The following is an 18,141-nucleotide window of genomic DNA, read 5'->3' as shown; positions in this document are numbered from 1 at the left end:
TAAACCGCAATTATTTAGGAGTATCAAGTTATGCCTCGACTCGTAATTTCTACAGTTGGCACAAGCTTACTAACTAACCAGATTGACATAAATTTAGATCCCGATGACTGGTTTAAGCAACTAGAGCAAACAGCTAATTACACAACTGATGAAATCAATCAATATTATCAAGACATTGCACAAATTATTGAAGAACTGAAGCAAAGATCTGAGGAAAAACTTTATGACGATGATACCGATGTTGAGGAAATACGGGAAGCTAGTGCTGAACTAAATGGCATCTATGGCTTGTATGATAAGAAACTGGAGCAGGGTATTTCAGATACCCATTTATTAATCGCCACGGATACTGCCCAGAGTAGGGTTACTGCTGGAATCTTGGAGTCGTTTTTGCAGCACGGATTGACTAATATAAGTACTTGTATCCAGTCCGATCTCTCTACAAAAAGTACCAGTACTTTTACAGAAGGTATGGCAAAGTTAATTCCTTTCATAGAACAAACAATTCTTAATTGCAAAAAAGACAAATACCAAGTTTGTTTTAACCTAGTGGGTGGCTTCAAAGCATTGCAAGGATACTTCAATACAATTGGTATGTTTTATGCCGATGAAATTATTTATGTATTTGAGGGATCGAATGAAGTTATTAAAATTCCCAAGCTTCCTGTAAAGGTAAATCGAGCCGAAGTTGAACCTTATAAAGTTCAGTTAGCCATGATGAACTCTGGGGAAATACCTACATCATCGGAAGAAGCAAAGAAAGTTCCCCAAGACTGGGTTTTAGTTGACGGTAATGAAATGACTCTATCAGCTTGGGGTCAACTGATTTGGAATCAATGTAAAGATGAAATTCTTGCAGAAGAATTACTCAATTTTCCGAAGTTAGAGTATGCGAGTAGTTTTAAAGATGATTACCACAATCAAACTGACATCCAAAAAAGGGTGAAACTACAGGAAACTTTAGCTAAAGTAGCTTATTTACTTACTAAACATAAAGATGGAGTGGGTGCATTAAAAAAAGATGGTGGCTTACAATTTGAAAGATACACAAATACAAGTATCGATCATTTTCGAGATACGTTAGGGTTGCGAGTTACCTGCAAAGTATTAGAGAAAAGTAACTTATCTCTTCGATATTACGGAACTCACAACCATGTTGAAAGAAAGGAAGGAATTAAAAGCAGGTAAAATCAAATGTTATACCTTTGATTCCGGGTTCTAGTTTTAAGAGTGCGTTACGATCCCTTCTCCATTCTCCAGAATATCGTTAGTTAAATTTCCTCACAATTATGGCCTCAATCCAATCTCCACCTAAACTATCCTTAGCCGAATTTCTGGAACTGCCAGAAACTAAACCTGCTAGTGAATACATCGACGGAAAAATCTACCAAAAACCCATGCCTAAAGGAAAACATAGCCGAGTACAAATTCGTTTAGGTACACAAATCAATCAAGTTGCTGAACCTGAACGGATAGCAAGTGCTTTTACAGAGTTGCGTTGTACTTTTGGCGGGAGATCAATTGTCCCAGATATAACTGTCTTTTCCTGGCAGCGAATTCCTCTGGATGCTAATGGCGAAATTGAGAATAGCTTTGAAATCCATCCAGATTGGACGATAGAAATATTATCGCCAGAACAAAGTCCAACCCGCGTCATTGATAATATTTTATTCTGTTTAGATCGCGGTACGGAATTGGGATGGTTAATCGATCCTCAAGAGAAACTGGTAATGATATTTAAACCAGGAAAACAACCGGAAATTAAGCAAGATGCAGATATGCTGCCTGTTTTGAGTTATCTGGAAAATACACTACAACTATCCGCGCAAGATATCTTTAGCTGGTTAATGTTAAAATAACTTAATTTTTTGGATAAGTTTATGTTTGATACATTCAAAAATCGACTGGAAATTACAGGAACTCTCTGGACTGTAACTGCACTCCGCATTAGTGCAGGTCGTTCTACTGAACCAATTGGATCGGATTTACCTGTGATTAAAGATGCTTTGGGTAGACCTTTGATTCCAGGTTCTAGTTTTAAAGGTGCGTTGCGATCGCGCGTCGAAAGTTTCCTACGCGGTATTGTGGGAAGCGATCGCTTCCTCGTCGCTAACCCCGCAATTGAGGACGAGTGGTCGATTACCGCTAATGAAATGAAAAAGCTGAAAGATCAACATACTAACGATCTTGCTCTCACAGAAGCAATTTTGAAACAGACAGATTTGGTTTCCTCCCTGTTTGGTTCTCCTTGGATTGCTAGTAAATTTCAAGTGCGAGATTTAACCGTACAACCTGATGCGTGGTTCGGACAATATCAAGAACGGGATGGGGTTTCTATCGATCGAGATACCGAAACTGCTGCTGATGGGAAATTATATGATTTCCAAGTTGTGCCAGCAGGAACTCCTTTTGAATTTAAAGCTGTGGTGGAAAATGCTGAAGATTGGGAACTTGGTTTATTAACGATCGGATTGCACCAATTTGAGACAGAACAAATACCCTTGGGTGGAGGGCGATCGCGCGGTTTAGGTGTAGTCCGTTTGGAAATTGATAAAATGCGCTGGATTGATGTTGAAGGCAATCCGCAATTTTTGTTAGAATACCTACAAAAGCTAGTCAGAGAAGATGAAACAGCCTACGAAGATGCTGCTGACTACAAAGATGAGTGGGTACGAAAGCTGATTGATTATCTGAACAATAAAATATCTCAATTATCTCAAAGTCAAACAGCTCAAGCCTAAAAAATGAACTTGCTTATAGGAGGTCAATATGGGTTTCAGTAACTACAAAGATATCGGTGAAGTTCTCCAAGAATTTCAGGTAACTTACACTGAAGCTAATTTTATGGGAGAAACTGAATTTCGTATCCCTGACTATTTTCGGGAAGATTTAGCATTTATGATGCGAGAAGCAGTTGTGGACAATTCAGAGTTTGCTGTGTGCGAAAATCTGATTTATCCAGTTCTCAAAGAAGTCTGGAAATCTTATTATAGTAAGTTTGTTCTCTGGAGTCATAAATCTCTTACCTACGACCTGAATTTGTCTGGTTTTCCTGAATATATTTTGGCTAAACGCTCTCCTTTGGGAAAATTCGTGTTTGAAAAGCCTTATTTTCTGTTGGTTGAGGCTAAGCAAGATAAATTTGATGAAGGGTGGGCACAATGTCTAGCTGAAATGGTTGCAGCACAAAAATTGAATGACGAACTAAAAGTTACTGTATTTGGGATTGTTTCCAATGGCAAATATTGGGAATTTGGTAAGCTGGAAGGAAACATTTTTACTCAAAATAGTAGCCGTTACTTGCTCCAGGAAATTGATAAACTCTTTGCTGCTGTTAACTATGTGTTTCAACAATGTGAAATGCAGCTAAATCAATTAGTAGCTGCTTAATTACTAACAATCGCTCAAACTTAAACCATGCACAAACGATTTGTTAACCAATGCACGATTGATATTAGTATCTTACCTTGTGGCCCAATTTTAATTAAATCGGGCAAAGAAGGGGCAGATCCGACTAAACCCGATATGGAATTTGTCGAAACTTACCACGCGGGGGGACGTTCGATTTATTTGCCGGGAAGTTCTTTGAAAGGAGCAATTCGCGCTCATGCTGAGAGAATTGTTAGGACTGTAGGACGCGATCGCAAACCAAACAATCCTAACACGGTCTGGGCAAGTAACCCGCTCAATCTTGAGGAACTGAAATATCTCGATAGCATTACAGATACCAGAGAAATTTATCGGCAATCTTCTTTTACTGACCAAATGTTTGGCAATACTGCTATTGCGAGTCGCATTAGAATTGAAGATGCTTATCCAGTTGACCTCAAACAGTTGAAATTGGAAGAACGCAATGGCGTAGCAATTGACCGCGTATTTGGTTCCGTTGCAGTCGGGCCATTTAATTACCAAGTTTGCACGAGTGGGGAATTTAAAACCAAAATCCACCTGAAGAATTTCTCTTTAGCTCAATTAGGATTAATTGGTTTAGTATTGCGAGATTTAGATGAAGGTTGGTTTGGTTTAGGGTTTGCTAAATCTCGCGGTTTAGGAATGGTTGAAGTTAAACTTAATTCAGCCGTGGTGCAATACCCCGGTTGCGTGTTAGAAAACGAACAAATTCGCAGCATTGGCGGACAAAAACAATGGTCTAATAATCGCCTGTTAGGTGCGGGAGTTTTTTTAGAACCAGAAGAACGAGAACGTTACGGTTTTCCGGCTGATGATGAACAAGAAACTCCCGTTATTGCTAATTCAATGCCTCTCGGTTTTGGGGTAGAGTTGCAATGGCAAGGTGATGTACAAGTACAAGATTTATTTATGAGGGCAGTTCGTTCTTGGCGTCGGAGGTTAGAAGTTGCATGAGTGTTTTTGTTGGTGTTAGCGAACAACTTTTAACAGAGGAAGAGTTGAAACAACTGTTGCAATCAACCTCTAATCAACCTAACTATTATTTTTTGAGATTGCCTCACAAAGTTAGCGGAATTTTGGAGGAATTTCCGAAAGAGTTTCCCAGTCCAGAAGGGCAGATGTTTAATTCCGATCGCGAACTACGCTGGAAACAACAAAAACCCGGTTTGTACAATGTTCTAATCCTATCAAATAACGGAGAAACAGCGGGATTTACTGCGATTGATGGGGACTGGAAAACCCAACAGAGAGCCGCTTATGGCTATCGTACCGATGAAACTCGCTTTCCGCGATCGCTCATTTTTCCCGAAAGTATCGACCCCAGAATTTCCGGGGATAAAACCAAAACAAATAAGCCTAAGTTAGCCCAGCGCTATTTTATTGATGCCGATACTTCAACCGTGCATTTTGTTGCTCTAACTGTGGAAATGCCGCAATGACAACTCAACGACCCCGTCCGTTTAATCAATCCTCTGAAACGCCTGCACCTAAACCCTACGCCATGGTTTCTTTCCCGAAGGAAAGACCCCAATTACAGCAACCAATTGGGCAGGATAAATATCATGAAAACCGCTGTCACGGAACTTTACACCTGACTTTAAAAGTGCAAACAGCGCTCCATGTTGCAACAGGTGTTATCGTGATGGGAAGCGATGTGGGACAAAAAAGTATTCCCTTGATTAAAACAATGATGCAGGGAACTGAGGGACAATTAATTATTCCCGGTAGTTCGCTCAAGGGTGTAGTGCGGTCGGTGTATGAAGCGATTACAAATAGTACATTGGCGGTGATTACCCAAAGATACAAAAACGACATTCCGCCCGAACGTTTACCCTGTAAAGATAAACAGCGTTTGTGTCCTGCAAGTCGGGTATTTGGAGCAATGGATTGGCAAGGATTAATTCATTTTACCGATGCTTGCTGCAAATCAGCGGGTTTTCGGGCAGGTTTTATGCCTTCTTTGTATCGTCCGCATCCTGAAGCAAAGCATCACTATTTTAAGCAAGGTAAAGTAGCGGGTCGCAAGTTTTATTACCATACAATTAGAGCCGTTGATAAAGGACAGCAACAAGGGATTCCCGTCCAACAAGCAGTGAAAGAATTTGTATTTACGACTCAATTGCACTATCGAAATTTAACGCAAGCTGAACTGGGAACGCTGTTGATTGTATTAGGACAAGATCGACCGAAATATCCTATTGCTTTAAAAGTGGGAGGCGGTAAACCGATTGGAATGGGAACGATGACGGTAGAAATAACGCTGCTGGAACAACCTGCTAATTTGCGCGATCGCTATTTATCCTACGAGTCAAAACCAACTCAACTTGCGGGAAATCAACTGCAACAGATGATGCAAAAAGCAATAGCAGAAGCACACCGACAGTTAGTCCAATCTCAGCAGTTGCAGGAGTTAGCTGCGGTGCTGAAATATCCCACAGATCGAGAACCTCCAGAAGGAATGTACTAACCCTGAGAGATACGGAACTATGACAGTTGAATTTTTTGCCCAATCCCTGACAGAAGTGCAATGGCAAATTGCCCATGCGATCGCGCAAACTCTGGTGAAAGAGAATGCCGATGTCAACGAATTGGGGAAAGCGATCGCTTACCTTCGCGCTTTTGTTCACCAGGAGAATGCCGGAACCAAATTTTTTGATTATCTCAAAACCCTGGTCAAGAATGGCAGACACATCGGACATAGCAAGCGCACTTCTGAATATTACGAAAGCATGGAAAAAGCTTGCAGCCAATACCTAAAAGCTTATCAAAACGATGCCCCCCTGATGCTGCATATTTTAGGTTGGGCATCTCGTTTAATGCGCTATTACCAACAAAATTCTGAACCAATTGGAGAAATTACCGCCCCAGTCATCGAGTCAGCACGTCAAGCAGAAATTGCCGAAGTCATTAGCGCTCATAATTTTACTATTGGTCAAATCTTAGAAGCCAAGGTTACTGCCGTAAAAGGGAACAAGGTGACATATGAAATCATGAGAACGATTAAATTAACTGAAAAAGAACCCAAAAAGGCACAATTTCTCTCCGAAGGTCAAGTGGTTAAGGTTGAAGTTTTAGACCTTAAGGAAGACGGCAGCATCAAAAAGGTGAAATGCTGTGAATAAAAAATTGTGCATACTGAGCGAGGTCTAAGTGTAATATAGTGTATTATAAAAAATAAGGCTGATAGTTTAAACTGTCAGCCTTGTAAACTTTGATACTTGATTCGAGCGATAAACCTATGTATAGGCTCAAACATCCTGACTTACCTGAACCAACTCTTCAAGCCTCAGCTAGAGTAACTGAATCAATTCTTCAAGCAGCAAACAGAACAGCGAGTTTCTTCACAAGGACAGATAACATGGCATACGAAGTAGAGTATACTGACGAGTTCGAGGAGTGGTACGTAACACTTGATGAACAAACGCAAGACTCTATTGATAGCGCGGTACAGTTGCTCGAAGAAAGAGGGCCGAATCTTCCATTTCCTCGGAGTTCGGGTGTCAATGGGTCTCGTCACCAACATATGCGAGAACTTCGAGTACAACATCAAGGAGAGCCTTATCGAATCTTGTATGCATTTGATCCTCGCAGGATTGCGATACTTCTTTTAGGCGGTAACAAAAAGGGCAACGACCGCTGGTATGAAGAGAATATACCCAAAGCTGATAAGCTCTACGACCAACTGTTAAAAGAGCTTGAAAATGAAGGATTGATATGAAGACAAAGCCTTTTAGTGAATTGCGAAATCGGATGACACCAGAGCGAAGAGCAAGAAACAAAATTCGCGCTCAACTTGCATTACTCCATCTTACCCTTTTGGAACAGCGAAAGTCTTTGGGCTATACAGATGAGGATTTGGAAAAAGACCTCAGCACTTTTGAGTCTGCTTTTTCTGAGTTGGATAACCCAGAAGATATTCAAATCTCTACCCTCTCTCGCTACATCCAGTCGCTTGGTGGCAGTCTAAAATTAGTAGCTAATTTCCCTGACAAGGAAATCGTTCTTGCTCAGTTCGATTAACTGCTACTCAGTAGTATCCAGAAGCAAAAGACAAGGGGCAGGAAACTATAATATTCCTGCCCCTTGTCTTTTGCTAATAATGGCTTGACTTTTCTCAAAATGACAGCTATGATTTAAAAGACTAGAGAGTTTAAGTTTCTCAACGACTTTTAGCAGTTTTTAAACTTACCCCGCAAGGGGATGGAAACACGCCTCTAGTATGGTGATTGAACAGTTGATTCAGTTCTCACCACTTCCCCGCAAGGGGACTAAAACAAACCTTCATCCTGTGAGTCAGCGCCAAGCCGACTCGCCCGATTACCGAGCGAGAACAGCGAATCATTGAGCTTTACGCTTATTGCGAACTGGCGATGATTCCGCAACAGTTCTACGCCAAATGGGATGTGCCACAAGAAGCGATTGCTCTCATTTGCTCTCGTTCCGTTACTACTGTGCGTCGCTGGTTTGCCAGAGGAGACAACCACCGCCATCCCCAACCGCACGACTTGCGTCACCTCGCCTTGATGAATTTTCTCTTAGAGCATTTTGAAGCCATTCCCCCAGAACTTCGGCAACAACGCAAGCTTACCCAATTCGTAATCTGGCATTTTTTTGCTAGCCACCTGACAAAGCAGGTGGCTTTATGAATTGCACTATTACCAAGTTGACCAGATTAAGCGTGTCAGAATTGTGAGTCGTAGCGATGGATATTACATTCAGTTGGTGATAGATTCAGAACGTCATATCAGCATTCAACCTACTGGTAAAACAATTGGGTCCGACGTCGGATTGTCAGCTTTCTACACCGATTCTCAAGGTTGGAAGGTAGAGAATCCCCGTCACCTGCGTCAGTCCGAAAAAGCTTGTGATAGGTTGCAGCGCCTCGTTTCCAAAAGGAAAAAAGGTTCTAACAACCGGAAAAAAGCAGTTGGCTTACTAGGACGACTGCATCTAAAAGTTTCCCGCCAGGGTAAAGATTTCGCCATTAAAACGGCGTTGTGCGTAGAAAAATCTAAATGCGATTCGTTCTCCCTACAAAAACTTGCCTGCCGAAATCCAAAACCATGTCTGCCGATCCGGCGGAGAATCCTTAGACAACGGGGAAGAACTGCACAAGCACCACAAAATACCCAGAAGTCAGGGTGGACTTGATACAGACAAAAACCTAGAATTATTCCACCCATACTGCCATCAGTAAATTCACGCAAATGCCTTGTAGATAGCTATAGCGGCTGGAAGGGAAACTTTCACGAGCCGTTCTTAGGGGGTTCTGGGGCAGCAATGCCCCAGAACTACCCGACAAAGGCTGTCAAAGACAGGACTTACGCACGCGGGGCCAAAAACAAAGGTGATGCGTCAATCGAGCGCCTCTAAACCCACGATTTTTCCTATCACCCTTGTTTTTTTGCCTAAGTCCTGTTTGAGCAGGAAACGTTTGAGGAGAGGAAACCGCTATCTTGATTGGCTCATGCCTGTGAGGAAAAGTTTTCTCTGTGAACCAAGAATCCCACGGATGACCGCGAAGCCTAGCCGTGGCAGTATCAAATTTGGCCTATCGTGCTTGCGAGCAAAAGTAACATATGCAACAAATACAAACACCGCTAAACACACAGTTACCCAGTTTTTCCCTCATCTTAGAGACGGAAAATTTAGCAAATGCCGATCTTAAGGGTTTATTTAAGTCTTTAGAAACGCTGGCAAATCAAGACATTTCGCCCACTTGTGCGAATGAGGTTTTGCTGATCGATAGCGGTGACACTCCCACCCACATACTAGAGCATCTGTGCCAACAGTATCCTTGGATTAAAGTTCACCACACTCAATTAGCGACTGGCTATTACAAAGCCAAGATGCTGGGTGCCGAATTAGTGACAGGGGAAATCCTAGTTTATTTTGATTCAGACTGCATTTACCAACCTAACTGGTTGAGAAGTATCCTCACTGCATTTACCGCAGGAGAGGATATCCAAATTGTTGCCGGAGAAACAATGACGCTCTCTAAAGGTGCTTACGGCACTGCGATGGCGCTGACCTATATTTTCCCCCAACATTCCGGACACAAAACCCTCACCCCAACTTCTCAATATTTCCTCAATAATGTAGCTTTTCGCCGCGAATTTCTCCTGAGTAATCCCATTCCTACCGATTTACCCCTTTATCGCGGTAACTGCGTCATTCATGCCCGCAACTTGCAAAATGCTGGTTACATTATTTGGAACCAATCGCAAGCGAGGGCAACTCACGCCCCGCCTAATGGCTTATCTCACTTTTTCTGGCGTTTTTTGTTAATCGGACACGATTATTACTGGCAAAACCGCTTGTTAACTAAAGCAAAATCTGTGGCTGAAACAAGAGAGCGCGACCCCATGACCAGCTGCAATGGCAAGTTAGAAGTTTTCTCAGATCGAGTCAAGAAAATGTGGGCAAATAACCCCCGTCAATTCATTTATCTACCCCTTGCCATTCCCATCGTTATCAGCGCCTTGGCACTGATTTTTACAGGTTATGTTATAACCGTTTTCACCCCAAAATACTTGCTGGATGTCTATAACGATATCCTGGGAGATTGAGGAAATTTAAGATTGCAGATTGCAGATTTCAGATTTATTACCTACCCCCTAGAACATTACCAATATTGTCTCTCTCTTCTTTCTTGGCGTCCAGTGCGTCTACCCTACGGGAAGCCGCTGCGCGTCTATGGCGGTTCATTTAATAGGTATTCTTCCGGCGGGAAACGAGTAATTAAAATCTGAAATCTAAAATCTAAAATCTGCAATATCCTATTCCCATTGCGTTAAAAGACCATCCTCAATCACTCGCAGTCGCCTTCCCCGCCAGTATACGCCTTGTCCAAACGCACCCATTGCCCAAACGGCAAAGCTGAGTAAGTCGCGTAAAGGTAGCAGCCACAGCCAGGGTATAAGTTTAGGACATCCTATACTGAAAATTGTTGCCATGGCTTCGGTATAACGTATCACCATTGTAAATAGGGTTAGCGCGAGCGCCCACTCAGCCAATCCCGACATAATCAGCAGGGGCAAGCAATACACCGTCCCGTAACAGAACGCCATCGTGTAGTACTGAGGCCCGCGATTGTAGCGAATTGTTCTTGCCCAGCGCAACTCTCGCTGAAACACCTCGCCGATACTCTCGCGTCCTGTATCCGACTCCAGAACATAGCGGCAGAATTCCACTCGATACCCTGCCATTGCAGCCCGCTTCCCCAAGTTATAATCCGACCCAATGCGGTTGAGGTGTAACCCGCCAAAGTTAGCCAGGGTTGATTTACGGGTAGCCATTGTTGCACCGACGGCAAAGCGAAAACCGCCATCTACAAAGCGAGCGAGCAAGGCACTGGGTATAAAATCAACACAGCGACCGAAGGATGCGATCGCAGCACCCACAGACTGAGGATCGTACCCGACAAAAGCACAACTCACCAAACCAACTTCCGGATCGGCTAAAGGCGCAGTCACGGTACGAATATAATCGGGATTGACGCGAATGTCGCTATCGGCAAAAATAATAATTTCCTGGTTCGATTCTTCTAACAGATAGCTCAAGTTGCTATCCTTATGGTTAATGCCGCGAGGTGCCAACCCGACAAAAAGTTTCCCACGGTCGGGAAACGTCTCCACCAGTTGTTTGAGGACGGGGACAGCAGGGTCTTGGACATCCATCACCCCAAACAGTACCTCGTAATCTGGATAATTCTGCTGACAAAAAGCTGACCAATTTTCCCAGGCCCCTTCATCCAAGCCACACACCGGCACTAAAATCGATACAGGTGCATCCTGATTTTCCGTCACTGACTCGGTAGAGGCAAAAAACTGGCGGGTACATACAGCACAGGCCAGATAAAAGATGATAGAACCAATAATAAGGATAAGCAGCAGTATTTGTACAGCGATAATCATCAAAAACCTCTGGGACGTTATCCCAGTTTCATACCATATGTGGGGGAGATATGGAAGATATCTAAGATGGAAAAGCTATGCTAAAGATAAGACAGAAGTAGCCTTAAGTTAAAAACTGAGGATACCCTTGCCAATCTTTGAAACGTCAAGCGATCGCAACGCCTCTAATTGCTGAAAAATTAGACAACAGTGGAAAATGCGTACATATATCTATCGCTTAAGAGCAGGCTTTTGATGGAAACCTGCTCTCACCAACTCCCATTTCTGGGGTAAAGTTTTCCTCGCTAATTTTAAGAGGGCTTTTTAGGCTAGAAGCACGCTCCTTAACCAAATACGTCTGTTTAACTTCTAACGACAGAGAGCTTCTTTGCACCGAAAGCACCTAGAGGTGTCATGACCGTCTTAACGTAGTCCATATAGGACTGAAGCTGGCTATCTATCCAGTGAATGTCCTAGTTGTCTAGTGTCCACTGTTTGGTTGATAGCGCACAACTATGATTGAACTTTTAGCCGCCCTTTCTGCTGCTGCTGCGGTAGGAGTGGGGAGAATTGCCCTACCCCTACTGTTGATTGGGCTGTTACAGAACGAGCTTTGGTCTAAAGTACCAATTTTATCTCAGATTCATCCACAAGTCCTTGTAGGAGTCCTCACCAGTTGGTCGTTCTTGGAACTGGTTGCTTCCAAAAAGCTATTGGGACAGCGGATACTGCAAACGGTTGAATTAATTTTCAGCCCGATTGTGGGAGCAATGATGGGGATTACTATTGCCGAAGTTAAGGACTTAGCTGCTTGGTTAATCCCATTAATTGGGATAACTGGTGGTTTATTAGCTTTAGTACTACAGCTAGTTCAAGTCGGCTGGTTTTTTAGACTGCGGGGTTTGCCCCTATGGTTGGTGTTTGCCCAAGACGGTTTATGCATAGCCCTTGTTTTTTTCGCTTTTGATGCCCCCAGACAGGGAGGATTAATTGCCTTATTTTTACTATGGCTAGCTGTCCGCAGTTCGAGTGATTGGTATCGGTGGTACTGGCAACAGCGGCGTCAAAAGGAATTTTAGATTTTGCTAATTGCTAATGGCTAATTGCTAATTGCTAATTGCTCTTTGTTGACTGTAAGCTGGCAAAAAAGCCTTTTTACTATTACCCATTAGCCATTAGCCATTAGCCATTAGCCTATTTAGCTAAATCTGGAAATACTTCTCGGACTGCTGGATGAACTAGCTGGTGGTTTTGAACGTTTAACCCTTTGCCTAAAGCAGGTTCCATTTCTAATGCTTTTATGCCGTAATTAGCCAACTTGAGGACATAGGGTAGAGTACTGTTATTCAGTGCCTGCGTTGCCGTCCAAGGGACTGCTCCCGGCATATTGGGGACGCCGTAATGTACGACGCCTTCCTCGATGTAGGTGGGGTTGGTGTGGGACGTGGGATGCAGGGTTTCGATACAACCCCCCTGATCGACTGCTACATCGACTATTACCGATCCAGGACGCATTTTTTGCACAAATGCTCGCGTAACTAGGATCGGCGTGCGGCGTGCGGGGACTAAAACCGCACCGATGAGCAAGTCGGTATCTGGAACGAGTGCTTCGATCGTGGTAGGGTTGCTGTAAAGTAGTTCGACTCTGGAGCCAAATAGGGTTTCCAGATATGCCAAACGATCGACGTTTACGTCTAAAATCTCGACTCTGGCACCCATACCGACGGCAATGCGAGCAGCTTCCGTCCCGACAACGCCGCCGCCCAAAATCGTCACTTTTCCAGGACTAACACCGGGAACGCCGCCTAAAAGCACGCCGCGTCCTCCTTGCTGGCGTTCTAGAAACCGGGCGCCAAATTGCACCGCTAGGCGTCCGGCGATGATGCTCATGGGGGTGAGGAGAGGGAGTTTGCCGTCTGGCAGTTCTACGGTTTCGTAAGCGATCGCCGTCACGCCACAATCGATCAGATGCTCGGTAAGGCTGCGAACTGCTGCCAGGTGCAGGTATGTAAATAATAACTGCCCTTTTTGCAGAAACTGATACTCTGGCGGCAGCGGTTCTTTTACCTTCACTACCAGTTCTCTATTCCAAGCATCCGCTGCTGTGGGGACAATTTCCGCCCCTGCCTGGATATAATCTTCATCGCTAAACCCAGCACCGACACCAGCACTTGTTTCTACTTTGATTGAATGTCCGCGATCGTGCAGCACCCTCACGCTGGAAGGACTCAACCCAACCCGAAACTCTTGATCTTTTGTTTCCTTCGGAACGCCAATTTCCATCTGTAACCTCTACCAAACCCCTTATCTCTAGCTTAAGCCCGATTTCTTTTAGGTGGCAGACAAGGGGGAATCCGGGAGCAGGAGAGCAGGGGAGCTTCAGGAGAATGCAAATTCCCCTCTTCCCCCTTTTCCCCTTTTCCCCCTTTTCCCCCTTTTCCCCACCTTGCCTGTACAATAAATGTTGTAAAGAATTGTAAATAGGCGAGGCTAAGTCAACCCCAAGAGGACAGGTAAAATCTAACACCCGCCCGAGCCTCTTGTCGGTAGCTTAACCGACCAAATTAGTTAATTTTTTCGAGAGAGGGTTTTAAAAATGGCACAAGGATTTCAACCAACGACTCAACCTCAACCAACCGTGACTCCCAAGTTGGAAGAGCCGAAGTTTGGTTTCAACGAGTACGCAGAGCGCTTAAATGGTAGAGCAGCGATGATCGGGTTTGCGCTGACTTTGCTGATTGAATATGTCACTGGACAAGGCGTGCTATCCTGGCTGGGGTTAAATTAGCGCCATAGGCAAAGAAACCGGGTTTCTATTAGAGATCGCAGCAAGAAACCCGGTTGCTAGGTCGCCCAAGCGTAAGTCCTGAGATTAAGTTTTTCTGTACGCCAGATTACAGTGAAGGATTATATTGTTGAGAAGCCCCCCAAGGGTTGATAGGCGTTTCATCCCAGCGGCAGAGGTTGCTGGGGTTTTCGCCTTTTTTTGCAAGCGCTAAGATTGAATCAAAACGAGAGTAGAATTAACGCTGATGAATGCTGCATTTGTTCGGATTTTAAGGTCAGCCTACCGCAAAGAACCGATTTCGAGTTTTATTTTGATTGTGGGAGCAGTTGATGCTGTAATTGGTGGAGTCGGCGATCGCGGGTCTTTACTCGCCTTCGGAATCGGCACGGTAGGGTTAGCGATCGCGCTGCGTTGGTTGATAATGGGGCGCCACACCGAGGAAACACCCGCCGAAGCTCCTCAATATTATCTACCACCCCAACCTTCTCGCCCTCCCCTCCCCAGCTTGAACGCTTCTAATAAGAAAAATCGTCCTTACTAAGAAGCAGGTGAATTTCAGATGTTAGATTTTAGATTTCAGATTTAATCCCAATCTAAAATCTGCAATTTGCAATTCTACTGCCCTATAACCCATGACCCATATTGTTGCAGGCAAGCTGCTCAAAATTGGCGAAGTGGCGCACAAAAGCGGGTTGCCGGTGAAGACTATACGGTATTATGAAGACCTTGGGCTGCTATCGCCAGTGGTAGCACGCTCCGAGTCCGGTTATCGGTTGTTTCAGATGGGGGTAATGAAGCGGCTGGATTTTATCAAGCGCTCCCAGGCGCTAGGGCTGAAATTAAGCGAAATTAAACTAATTTTACAGGTTTACGACCAGGGGCAGCTACCCTGCGGGGAAGTCAAGCAAATGCTGCAAGGGAAAGTACAACAGATCGCCGCACAAATTGCCGCACTGGAAATGCTGCAACACCAGTTGCAAACTTTACTCTCTGACTGGCAAGAAAAACCCCCAAAACACCGCCAAGCTAGTACAATTTGTCCGAACATTCAATCTGAGACGGGATGAAACGCTTCGCTTTTTGGGTAATATTTGTAACTGCTTTTATCAGTATAACTACGAGCGCGGCACTGAGTCAGCGATCGCCATTGACCAACGGAACCACCGAAGAGTCGCCCCCGGTTGTCGTTCCCACCTTGCCCACGGCTAGACCCTGGCAAGATGTAAAACTGCTACACACCCTGCAATACGCCCATTGGGGTCCCGTATGGTCTTTGACCTTCAGTCGAGATGGAAACTTTCTCGCCAGCGGCGGTGGCGAAATTGACAACAGGATTAGGATATGGAATCCCAAAACGGGTAGAAGAAGAAGTTCCTTCCAGGCGCACAGCATCCGCGTCATGGGACTTGCCTTTACTCCCGATAGTCGCACCATCGCCAGCGGTAGCGATGACAAGAATATAATTTTTTGGAATGTCAAAGATGGCAAGTTAACCCGTAGATTTATCGATCCCATCACCAACATTCTTTCCCTGGCAATTACACCAGATGGTGAAACTTTAATCAGCGGCGGTTTGGACGGAATTAGACTTTGGGAAATCAAGACGCAACGACTGCTTTACACCCTTGCACCTTTAGCACAACCGATGATTTACTCACTTGCAGTAAGTCCAAATCAACCCTTATTTGTCAGTGGCGGAAGGGCAGGCGTTGTGCAATTGTGGAATATTACCAACGGTCAATCAATTGGTATTATTGGCAGGCACGAAGGTGCGATTAGTTCTGTCGCATTTAGCCCCGATGGAGACAGCATAGTTAGTGCTAGCTACGACCACACAGTTAAAGTTTGGAATTTATCAACAAGAAGGTCTTTCACCCTGACTGGACATAATAACGTAGTCAACGCAGTTGCAGTTAATCCCGATGGGCGAACTTTAGCCAGCGCAGGAAGAGATGGCGTAAGATTGTGGGATATCAGAACCGGACAGCAAATTGGTGCAATTCCCGGTTATTCAGATTGGGTACAAACCCTTGCTTTTAGTCCCGATGGGCAATTACTCGCCACCGGCGGATACGATGGTACAATTCGGATTTGGCAGGCAGTGTATTAAATTGGCTAATGGCTAATGGCTAATTGCTAATTGGTAGAAGATAATCTATTTCTTTCTTCTTCCTTCTTCCTTCGCGTTCTTCGTGTCTTCGCGGTTTATTAAATAGTAAATAAACCAGGGTGAGATCGATCGCAATACATCCTAAAAAAATAGAGGAGGGAATTAATTTTCCCTCCCCTTGAATTTTTCTTGCCTTCGCCGTTGGACTCTTCTTTGAGCTTCTTGAGCAACATCTTTTGCTGCTTCTTGAGTTGTCTTGCTCTTGCCGATCCGCCTCTGCCTTTGTCGTTCCTGCCTTCGCGGCGGGGAGACTCCCAGCGCTTGAGTAGTCGAGCCATTGTTTTTACCTTTTTATTCACCTATTACAACTGTAACACAACTCACAAAAAATTATGGCAAAAGTATTTGGGGCGGGCAAGATGCCCCACAAAAATTATGGCAAAAGTATTTGGGGCGGGCAAGATGCCCACCCCACAAAACCAAAAAAATTCTTGTGGGGTAGGCGTCTCGCCTGCCTCCAGAGTTGATGAAGAAGACTTTTGCAATAGGTCTAATATTAAGCGCTGTGAATATCATCCCCAATCTGAAATCTAAAATCTCAAATCTGCAATCATCTCACTCCATGCCGAAACTGACGGAGACAACAGCGGTGATATCTTTTTCCAGGGAAGATGTATCGTAAACGCCTCCATCGCTGACTTCAGTTGAGTATCTGGGTGTAATTTGAAAAACGCCGGTTCTGGCGTTGCGAATAGCGCCGACGCGGTTGCCGGTGCTGTTGGCGATCGCTTCTGCACGCGCCTTAGCATCTTTGGTCGCTTCCGCTAACATTTCAACCCGCAATTTACCCAATTGAGTGTATAAATATTCCGGTGGATTTGATTGCAGCGGAATCCCTTCATTAATCAAATCGTTTGCTTGACGGGAAAGCGCGGTAATTTGATCGACTTGATCCGAACGAACTTCTAAGCGCTGGACGACTCGGTAAGCGAGAGTGTTTCCAGATTCGCGACCATTGGGTAAAATTTCCGGCACAGACGAAGTTTCAATGGAAGTAAAGCTAATTGCCTCAGAAGGAACTTTCTTTTGTTTCAAATAACTTTGGATTCTGGTGTTATAGCGCTTAGTTTCCTGATAAGCTGCTGCCAAAGTGGGTTGCTGACTCGATACCGAAGCACGCCAGATAATATAGTCAGAACGAATCGGTCTTTTAGCAGAACCTGTAACGGTGAGGACATCGTTAGCGCTTTTAACCTCTCGAATAGCGCCAGCACCGATAAAAGAACTGATAACAATAGCAGCAGATAAAGCAAATAGTCCCCCAAAGAGTTGAGGGAAACGGTTCAGTACAGAATCTCCGTTCATCGTTTTTATTTAGGGTGATGGTCTATTGATTGCCACAATGGGGAGGAAGGCGATTTCGGACAAACATGCGGACGATTAAAATCGCGCCTACACAAACAAAACCTGCCTACGCAGGTTTCAAAATTTTGAGTTTTCTTCAGTCCTTGCCTTGCGGACTTTGTTTGTATAGCCCCACCCTTCGAGGGTGGGGGGCGCTATAGATTGCCACAATCTGGAAAAAAGAGATTTCGGACAAAGATGCGGACGATTAAAATCGCGCCTACACAAACAAAACCTGCCTACGCAGGTTTCAAAACCTGGCATTTTCTTCAGTCCTTGCCTTGCGGACTTTATTTGTATAGCCCCACCCTTGCAGGACGATTAAAATCGCGCCTACACAAACAAAACCTGCCTACGCAGGTTTCAAAATTTTGAGTTTTCTTCAGTCCTTGCCTTGCGGACGCAAGTTTGTATAGCCCCACCCTTCGAGGGTGGGGGGCGCTATAGATTGCCACAATCTGGAAAAAAGAGATTTCGGACAAAGATGCGGACGATTAAAATCGCGCCTACACAAACAAAACCTGCCTACGCAG

24 protein-coding genes are annotated in these 18,141 nt (G+C 44.4%); 20 read left to right on the top strand and 4 right to left on the bottom strand.

Annotated elements, in window-relative coordinates; all coding sequences use genetic code 11:
- The first annotated feature begins 30 nt into the window (after positions 1–30).
- The 14 genes from MiSe_RS34570 (at position 31) to MiSe_RS34505 (ending at position 9,980) form a co-directional block, all read left to right on the top strand.
- Positions 31–1,188: a putative CRISPR-associated protein gene (locus MiSe_RS34570; RefSeq protein ID WP_226588696.1), complete on the top strand. Its 1,158-nt coding sequence runs from the start codon at positions 31–33 to the stop codon at positions 1,186–1,188.
- Between the two features lie 101 nt (positions 1,189–1,289).
- Positions 1,290–1,859 carry a Uma2 family endonuclease gene (locus MiSe_RS34565; protein WP_226588694.1) on the top strand — a complete coding sequence of 190 codons (570 nt, stop codon included), beginning with the start codon at positions 1,290–1,292 and terminating at the stop codon, positions 1,857–1,859.
- Between the two features lie 21 nt (positions 1,860–1,880).
- On the top strand, positions 1,881–2,741 hold the full coding sequence (csx7, locus tag MiSe_RS34560) for a type III CRISPR-associated RAMP protein Csx7 (RefSeq protein WP_226588691.1): 861 nt from the start codon (positions 1,881–1,883) through the stop codon (positions 2,739–2,741).
- A gap of 28 nt (positions 2,742–2,769) precedes the next feature.
- Positions 2,770–3,390, top strand: a complete 621-nt coding sequence (locus tag MiSe_RS34555) for a hypothetical protein (RefSeq protein ID WP_226588689.1) — start codon at positions 2,770–2,772, stop codon at positions 3,388–3,390.
- 27 nt (positions 3,391–3,417) lie between these two features.
- On the top strand, positions 3,418–4,365 hold the full coding sequence (locus MiSe_RS34550; RefSeq protein ID WP_226588687.1) for an RAMP superfamily CRISPR-associated protein: 948 nt from the start codon (positions 3,418–3,420) through the stop codon (positions 4,363–4,365).
- Positions 4,362–4,850, top strand: coding sequence for a hypothetical protein (locus MiSe_RS34545; protein ID WP_226588684.1), 489 nt, complete (start codon positions 4,362–4,364; stop codon positions 4,848–4,850). The genes MiSe_RS34550 and MiSe_RS34545 overlap by 4 nt, the downstream gene beginning before the upstream one ends.
- On the top strand, positions 4,847–5,878 hold the full coding sequence (locus MiSe_RS34540) for an RAMP superfamily CRISPR-associated protein (RefSeq protein WP_226588682.1): 1,032 nt from the start codon (positions 4,847–4,849) through the stop codon (positions 5,876–5,878). Before MiSe_RS34545 ends, MiSe_RS34540 begins: the two co-directional genes overlap by 4 nt.
- Positions 5,879–5,897: 19 nt before the next feature.
- On the top strand, positions 5,898–6,533 hold the full coding sequence (locus MiSe_RS34535) for a hypothetical protein (protein WP_226588680.1): 636 nt from the start codon (positions 5,898–5,900) through the stop codon (positions 6,531–6,533).
- Between the two features lie 236 nt (positions 6,534–6,769).
- The gene (locus MiSe_RS34530; protein WP_226588677.1) at positions 6,770–7,129 is read left to right on the top strand and encodes a type II toxin-antitoxin system RelE/ParE family toxin; all 360 of its coding nucleotides are present in this window, start codon (positions 6,770–6,772) and stop codon (positions 7,127–7,129) included.
- Entirely contained in the window at positions 7,126–7,431 is a 306-nt protein-coding gene (locus tag MiSe_RS34525; RefSeq protein WP_226588674.1) for a transcriptional regulator, read from the top strand. Before MiSe_RS34530 ends, MiSe_RS34525 begins: the two co-directional genes overlap by 4 nt.
- 350 nt (positions 7,432–7,781) lie before the next feature.
- Positions 7,782–8,057, top strand: coding sequence for a hypothetical protein (locus tag MiSe_RS34520; protein WP_226588671.1), 276 nt, complete (start codon positions 7,782–7,784; stop codon positions 8,055–8,057).
- 1 nt (position 8,058) lies between these two features.
- Positions 8,059–8,562, top strand: a complete 504-nt coding sequence (locus MiSe_RS51390) for an RNA-guided endonuclease InsQ/TnpB family protein (RefSeq protein ID WP_264196758.1) — start codon at positions 8,059–8,061, stop codon at positions 8,560–8,562.
- Positions 8,537–8,608 carry an HNH endonuclease gene (locus MiSe_RS53085; RefSeq protein ID WP_373872942.1) on the top strand — a complete coding sequence of 24 codons (72 nt, stop codon included), beginning with the start codon at positions 8,537–8,539 and terminating at the stop codon, positions 8,606–8,608. Before MiSe_RS51390 ends, MiSe_RS53085 begins: the two co-directional genes overlap by 26 nt.
- Positions 8,609–8,990: 382 nt before the next feature.
- Positions 8,991–9,980 (top strand): glycosyltransferase family 2 protein, encoded by a 990-nt coding sequence (locus tag MiSe_RS34505; protein WP_226588665.1) that lies wholly within the window; start codon positions 8,991–8,993, stop codon positions 9,978–9,980.
- Between the two features lie 210 nt (positions 9,981–10,190).
- Here MiSe_RS34505 and MiSe_RS34500 read toward each other — a convergent pair whose 3' ends face one another.
- Positions 10,191–11,327, bottom strand: coding sequence for a glycosyltransferase (locus MiSe_RS34500; protein WP_226588663.1), 1,137 nt, complete (start codon positions 11,325–11,327; stop codon positions 10,191–10,193).
- A 494-nt stretch (positions 11,328–11,821) separates the two neighbouring features.
- Between MiSe_RS34500 and MiSe_RS34495 the strand changes: the two genes are divergently transcribed.
- On the top strand, positions 11,822–12,385 hold the full coding sequence (locus tag MiSe_RS34495; RefSeq protein WP_226588661.1) for a DUF4126 domain-containing protein: 564 nt from the start codon (positions 11,822–11,824) through the stop codon (positions 12,383–12,385).
- A 115-nt stretch (positions 12,386–12,500) separates the two neighbouring features.
- Here MiSe_RS34495 and ald read toward each other — a convergent pair whose 3' ends face one another.
- Entirely contained in the window at positions 12,501–13,589 is a 1,089-nt protein-coding gene (gene ald, locus MiSe_RS34490; protein WP_226588659.1) for an alanine dehydrogenase, read from the bottom strand.
- Positions 13,590–13,902: 313 nt separating this feature from the next.
- On the opposite strand from ald, the gene MiSe_RS34485 reads away from it, so the two are divergent.
- The 4 genes from MiSe_RS34485 (at position 13,903) to MiSe_RS34470 (ending at position 16,204) form a co-directional block, all read left to right on the top strand.
- Entirely contained in the window at positions 13,903–14,094 is a 192-nt protein-coding gene (locus MiSe_RS34485; RefSeq protein WP_226588657.1) for a CAB/ELIP/HLIP family chlorophyll-binding protein, read from the top strand.
- A 244-nt stretch (positions 14,095–14,338) separates the two neighbouring features.
- Positions 14,339–14,635, top strand: coding sequence for a hypothetical protein (locus MiSe_RS34480; protein ID WP_226588655.1), 297 nt, complete (start codon positions 14,339–14,341; stop codon positions 14,633–14,635).
- 91 nt (positions 14,636–14,726) lie between these two features.
- Entirely contained in the window at positions 14,727–15,161 is a 435-nt protein-coding gene (locus tag MiSe_RS34475; RefSeq protein WP_226588652.1) for a heavy metal-responsive transcriptional regulator, read from the top strand.
- Positions 15,158–16,204, top strand: a complete 1,047-nt coding sequence (locus tag MiSe_RS34470) for a WD40 repeat domain-containing protein (protein WP_226588649.1) — start codon at positions 15,158–15,160, stop codon at positions 16,202–16,204. Before MiSe_RS34475 ends, MiSe_RS34470 begins: the two co-directional genes overlap by 4 nt.
- A 98-nt stretch (positions 16,205–16,302) precedes the next feature.
- Here MiSe_RS34470 and MiSe_RS34465 read toward each other — a convergent pair whose 3' ends face one another.
- The gene (locus MiSe_RS34465) at positions 16,303–16,542 is read right to left on the bottom strand and encodes a hypothetical protein (protein ID WP_226588648.1); all 240 of its coding nucleotides are present in this window, start codon (positions 16,540–16,542) and stop codon (positions 16,303–16,305) included.
- A gap of 97 nt (positions 16,543–16,639) precedes the next feature.
- Here MiSe_RS34465 and MiSe_RS34460 point away from each other — a divergent pair, with 97 nt between their 5' ends.
- Entirely contained in the window at positions 16,640–16,798 is a 159-nt protein-coding gene (locus tag MiSe_RS34460; protein WP_226588645.1) for a hypothetical protein, read from the top strand.
- A 21-nt stretch (positions 16,799–16,819) separates the two neighbouring features.
- Here MiSe_RS34460 and MiSe_RS34455 read toward each other — a convergent pair whose 3' ends face one another.
- Positions 16,820–17,569 carry an SIMPL domain-containing protein gene (locus MiSe_RS34455; protein WP_226588643.1) on the bottom strand — a complete coding sequence of 250 codons (750 nt, stop codon included), beginning with the start codon at positions 17,567–17,569 and terminating at the stop codon, positions 16,820–16,822.
- Between the last annotated feature and the right edge of the window lie 572 nt (positions 17,570–18,141).

The organism is Microseira wollei NIES-4236 (assembly GCF_020521235.1).
GTDB classification, from domain to species: Bacteria; Cyanobacteriota; Cyanobacteriia; order Cyanobacteriales; family Aerosakkonemataceae; genus Microseira; species Microseira wollei.
This window is presented reverse-complemented; position numbering and strand designations above follow the sequence as displayed.

What these genes read in the sequence shown, in the direction of transcription:
- MiSe_RS34570 (WP_226588696.1), top strand. Translation starts at nt 31, where the DNA reads ATGCCTCGACTCGTAATTTCTACAGTTGGCACAAGCTTACTAACTAAC.
- MiSe_RS34565 (WP_226588694.1), top strand. Translation starts at nt 1,290, where the DNA reads ATGGCCTCAATCCAATCTCCACCTAAACTATCCTTAGCCGAATTTCTG.
- csx7 (WP_226588691.1), top strand. Translation starts at nt 1,881, where the DNA reads ATGTTTGATACATTCAAAAATCGACTGGAAATTACAGGAACTCTCTGG.
- MiSe_RS34555 (WP_226588689.1), top strand. Translation starts at nt 2,770, where the DNA reads ATGGGTTTCAGTAACTACAAAGATATCGGTGAAGTTCTCCAAGAATTT.
- MiSe_RS34550 (WP_226588687.1), top strand. Translation starts at nt 3,418, where the DNA reads ATGCACAAACGATTTGTTAACCAATGCACGATTGATATTAGTATCTTA.
- MiSe_RS34545 (WP_226588684.1), top strand. Translation starts at nt 4,362, where the DNA reads ATGAGTGTTTTTGTTGGTGTTAGCGAACAACTTTTAACAGAGGAAGAG.
- MiSe_RS34540 (WP_226588682.1), top strand. Translation starts at nt 4,847, where the DNA reads ATGACAACTCAACGACCCCGTCCGTTTAATCAATCCTCTGAAACGCCT.
- MiSe_RS34535 (WP_226588680.1), top strand. Translation starts at nt 5,898, where the DNA reads ATGACAGTTGAATTTTTTGCCCAATCCCTGACAGAAGTGCAATGGCAA.
- MiSe_RS34530 (WP_226588677.1), top strand. Translation starts at nt 6,770, where the DNA reads ATGGCATACGAAGTAGAGTATACTGACGAGTTCGAGGAGTGGTACGTA.
- MiSe_RS34525 (WP_226588674.1), top strand. Translation starts at nt 7,126, where the DNA reads ATGAAGACAAAGCCTTTTAGTGAATTGCGAAATCGGATGACACCAGAG.
- MiSe_RS34520 (WP_226588671.1), top strand. Translation starts at nt 7,782, where the DNA reads ATGATTCCGCAACAGTTCTACGCCAAATGGGATGTGCCACAAGAAGCG.
- MiSe_RS34505 (WP_226588665.1), top strand. Translation starts at nt 8,991, where the DNA reads ATGCAACAAATACAAACACCGCTAAACACACAGTTACCCAGTTTTTCC.
- MiSe_RS34500 (WP_226588663.1), bottom strand. Translation starts at nt 11,327, where the DNA reads ATGATTATCGCTGTACAAATACTGCTGCTTATCCTTATTATTGGTTCT.
- MiSe_RS34495 (WP_226588661.1), top strand. Translation starts at nt 11,822, where the DNA reads ATGATTGAACTTTTAGCCGCCCTTTCTGCTGCTGCTGCGGTAGGAGTG.
- ald (WP_226588659.1), bottom strand. Translation starts at nt 13,589, where the DNA reads ATGGAAATTGGCGTTCCGAAGGAAACAAAAGATCAAGAGTTTCGGGTT.
- MiSe_RS34485 (WP_226588657.1), top strand. Translation starts at nt 13,903, where the DNA reads ATGGCACAAGGATTTCAACCAACGACTCAACCTCAACCAACCGTGACT.
- MiSe_RS34480 (WP_226588655.1), top strand. Translation starts at nt 14,339, where the DNA reads ATGAATGCTGCATTTGTTCGGATTTTAAGGTCAGCCTACCGCAAAGAA.
- MiSe_RS34475 (WP_226588652.1), top strand. Translation starts at nt 14,727, where the DNA reads ATGACCCATATTGTTGCAGGCAAGCTGCTCAAAATTGGCGAAGTGGCG.
- MiSe_RS34470 (WP_226588649.1), top strand. Translation starts at nt 15,158, where the DNA reads ATGAAACGCTTCGCTTTTTGGGTAATATTTGTAACTGCTTTTATCAGT.
- MiSe_RS34465 (WP_226588648.1), bottom strand. Translation starts at nt 16,542, where the DNA reads ATGGCTCGACTACTCAAGCGCTGGGAGTCTCCCCGCCGCGAAGGCAGG.
- MiSe_RS34460 (WP_226588645.1), top strand. Translation starts at nt 16,640, where the DNA reads ATGGCAAAAGTATTTGGGGCGGGCAAGATGCCCACCCCACAAAACCAA.
- MiSe_RS34455 (WP_226588643.1), bottom strand. Translation starts at nt 17,569, where the DNA reads ATGAACGGAGATTCTGTACTGAACCGTTTCCCTCAACTCTTTGGGGGA.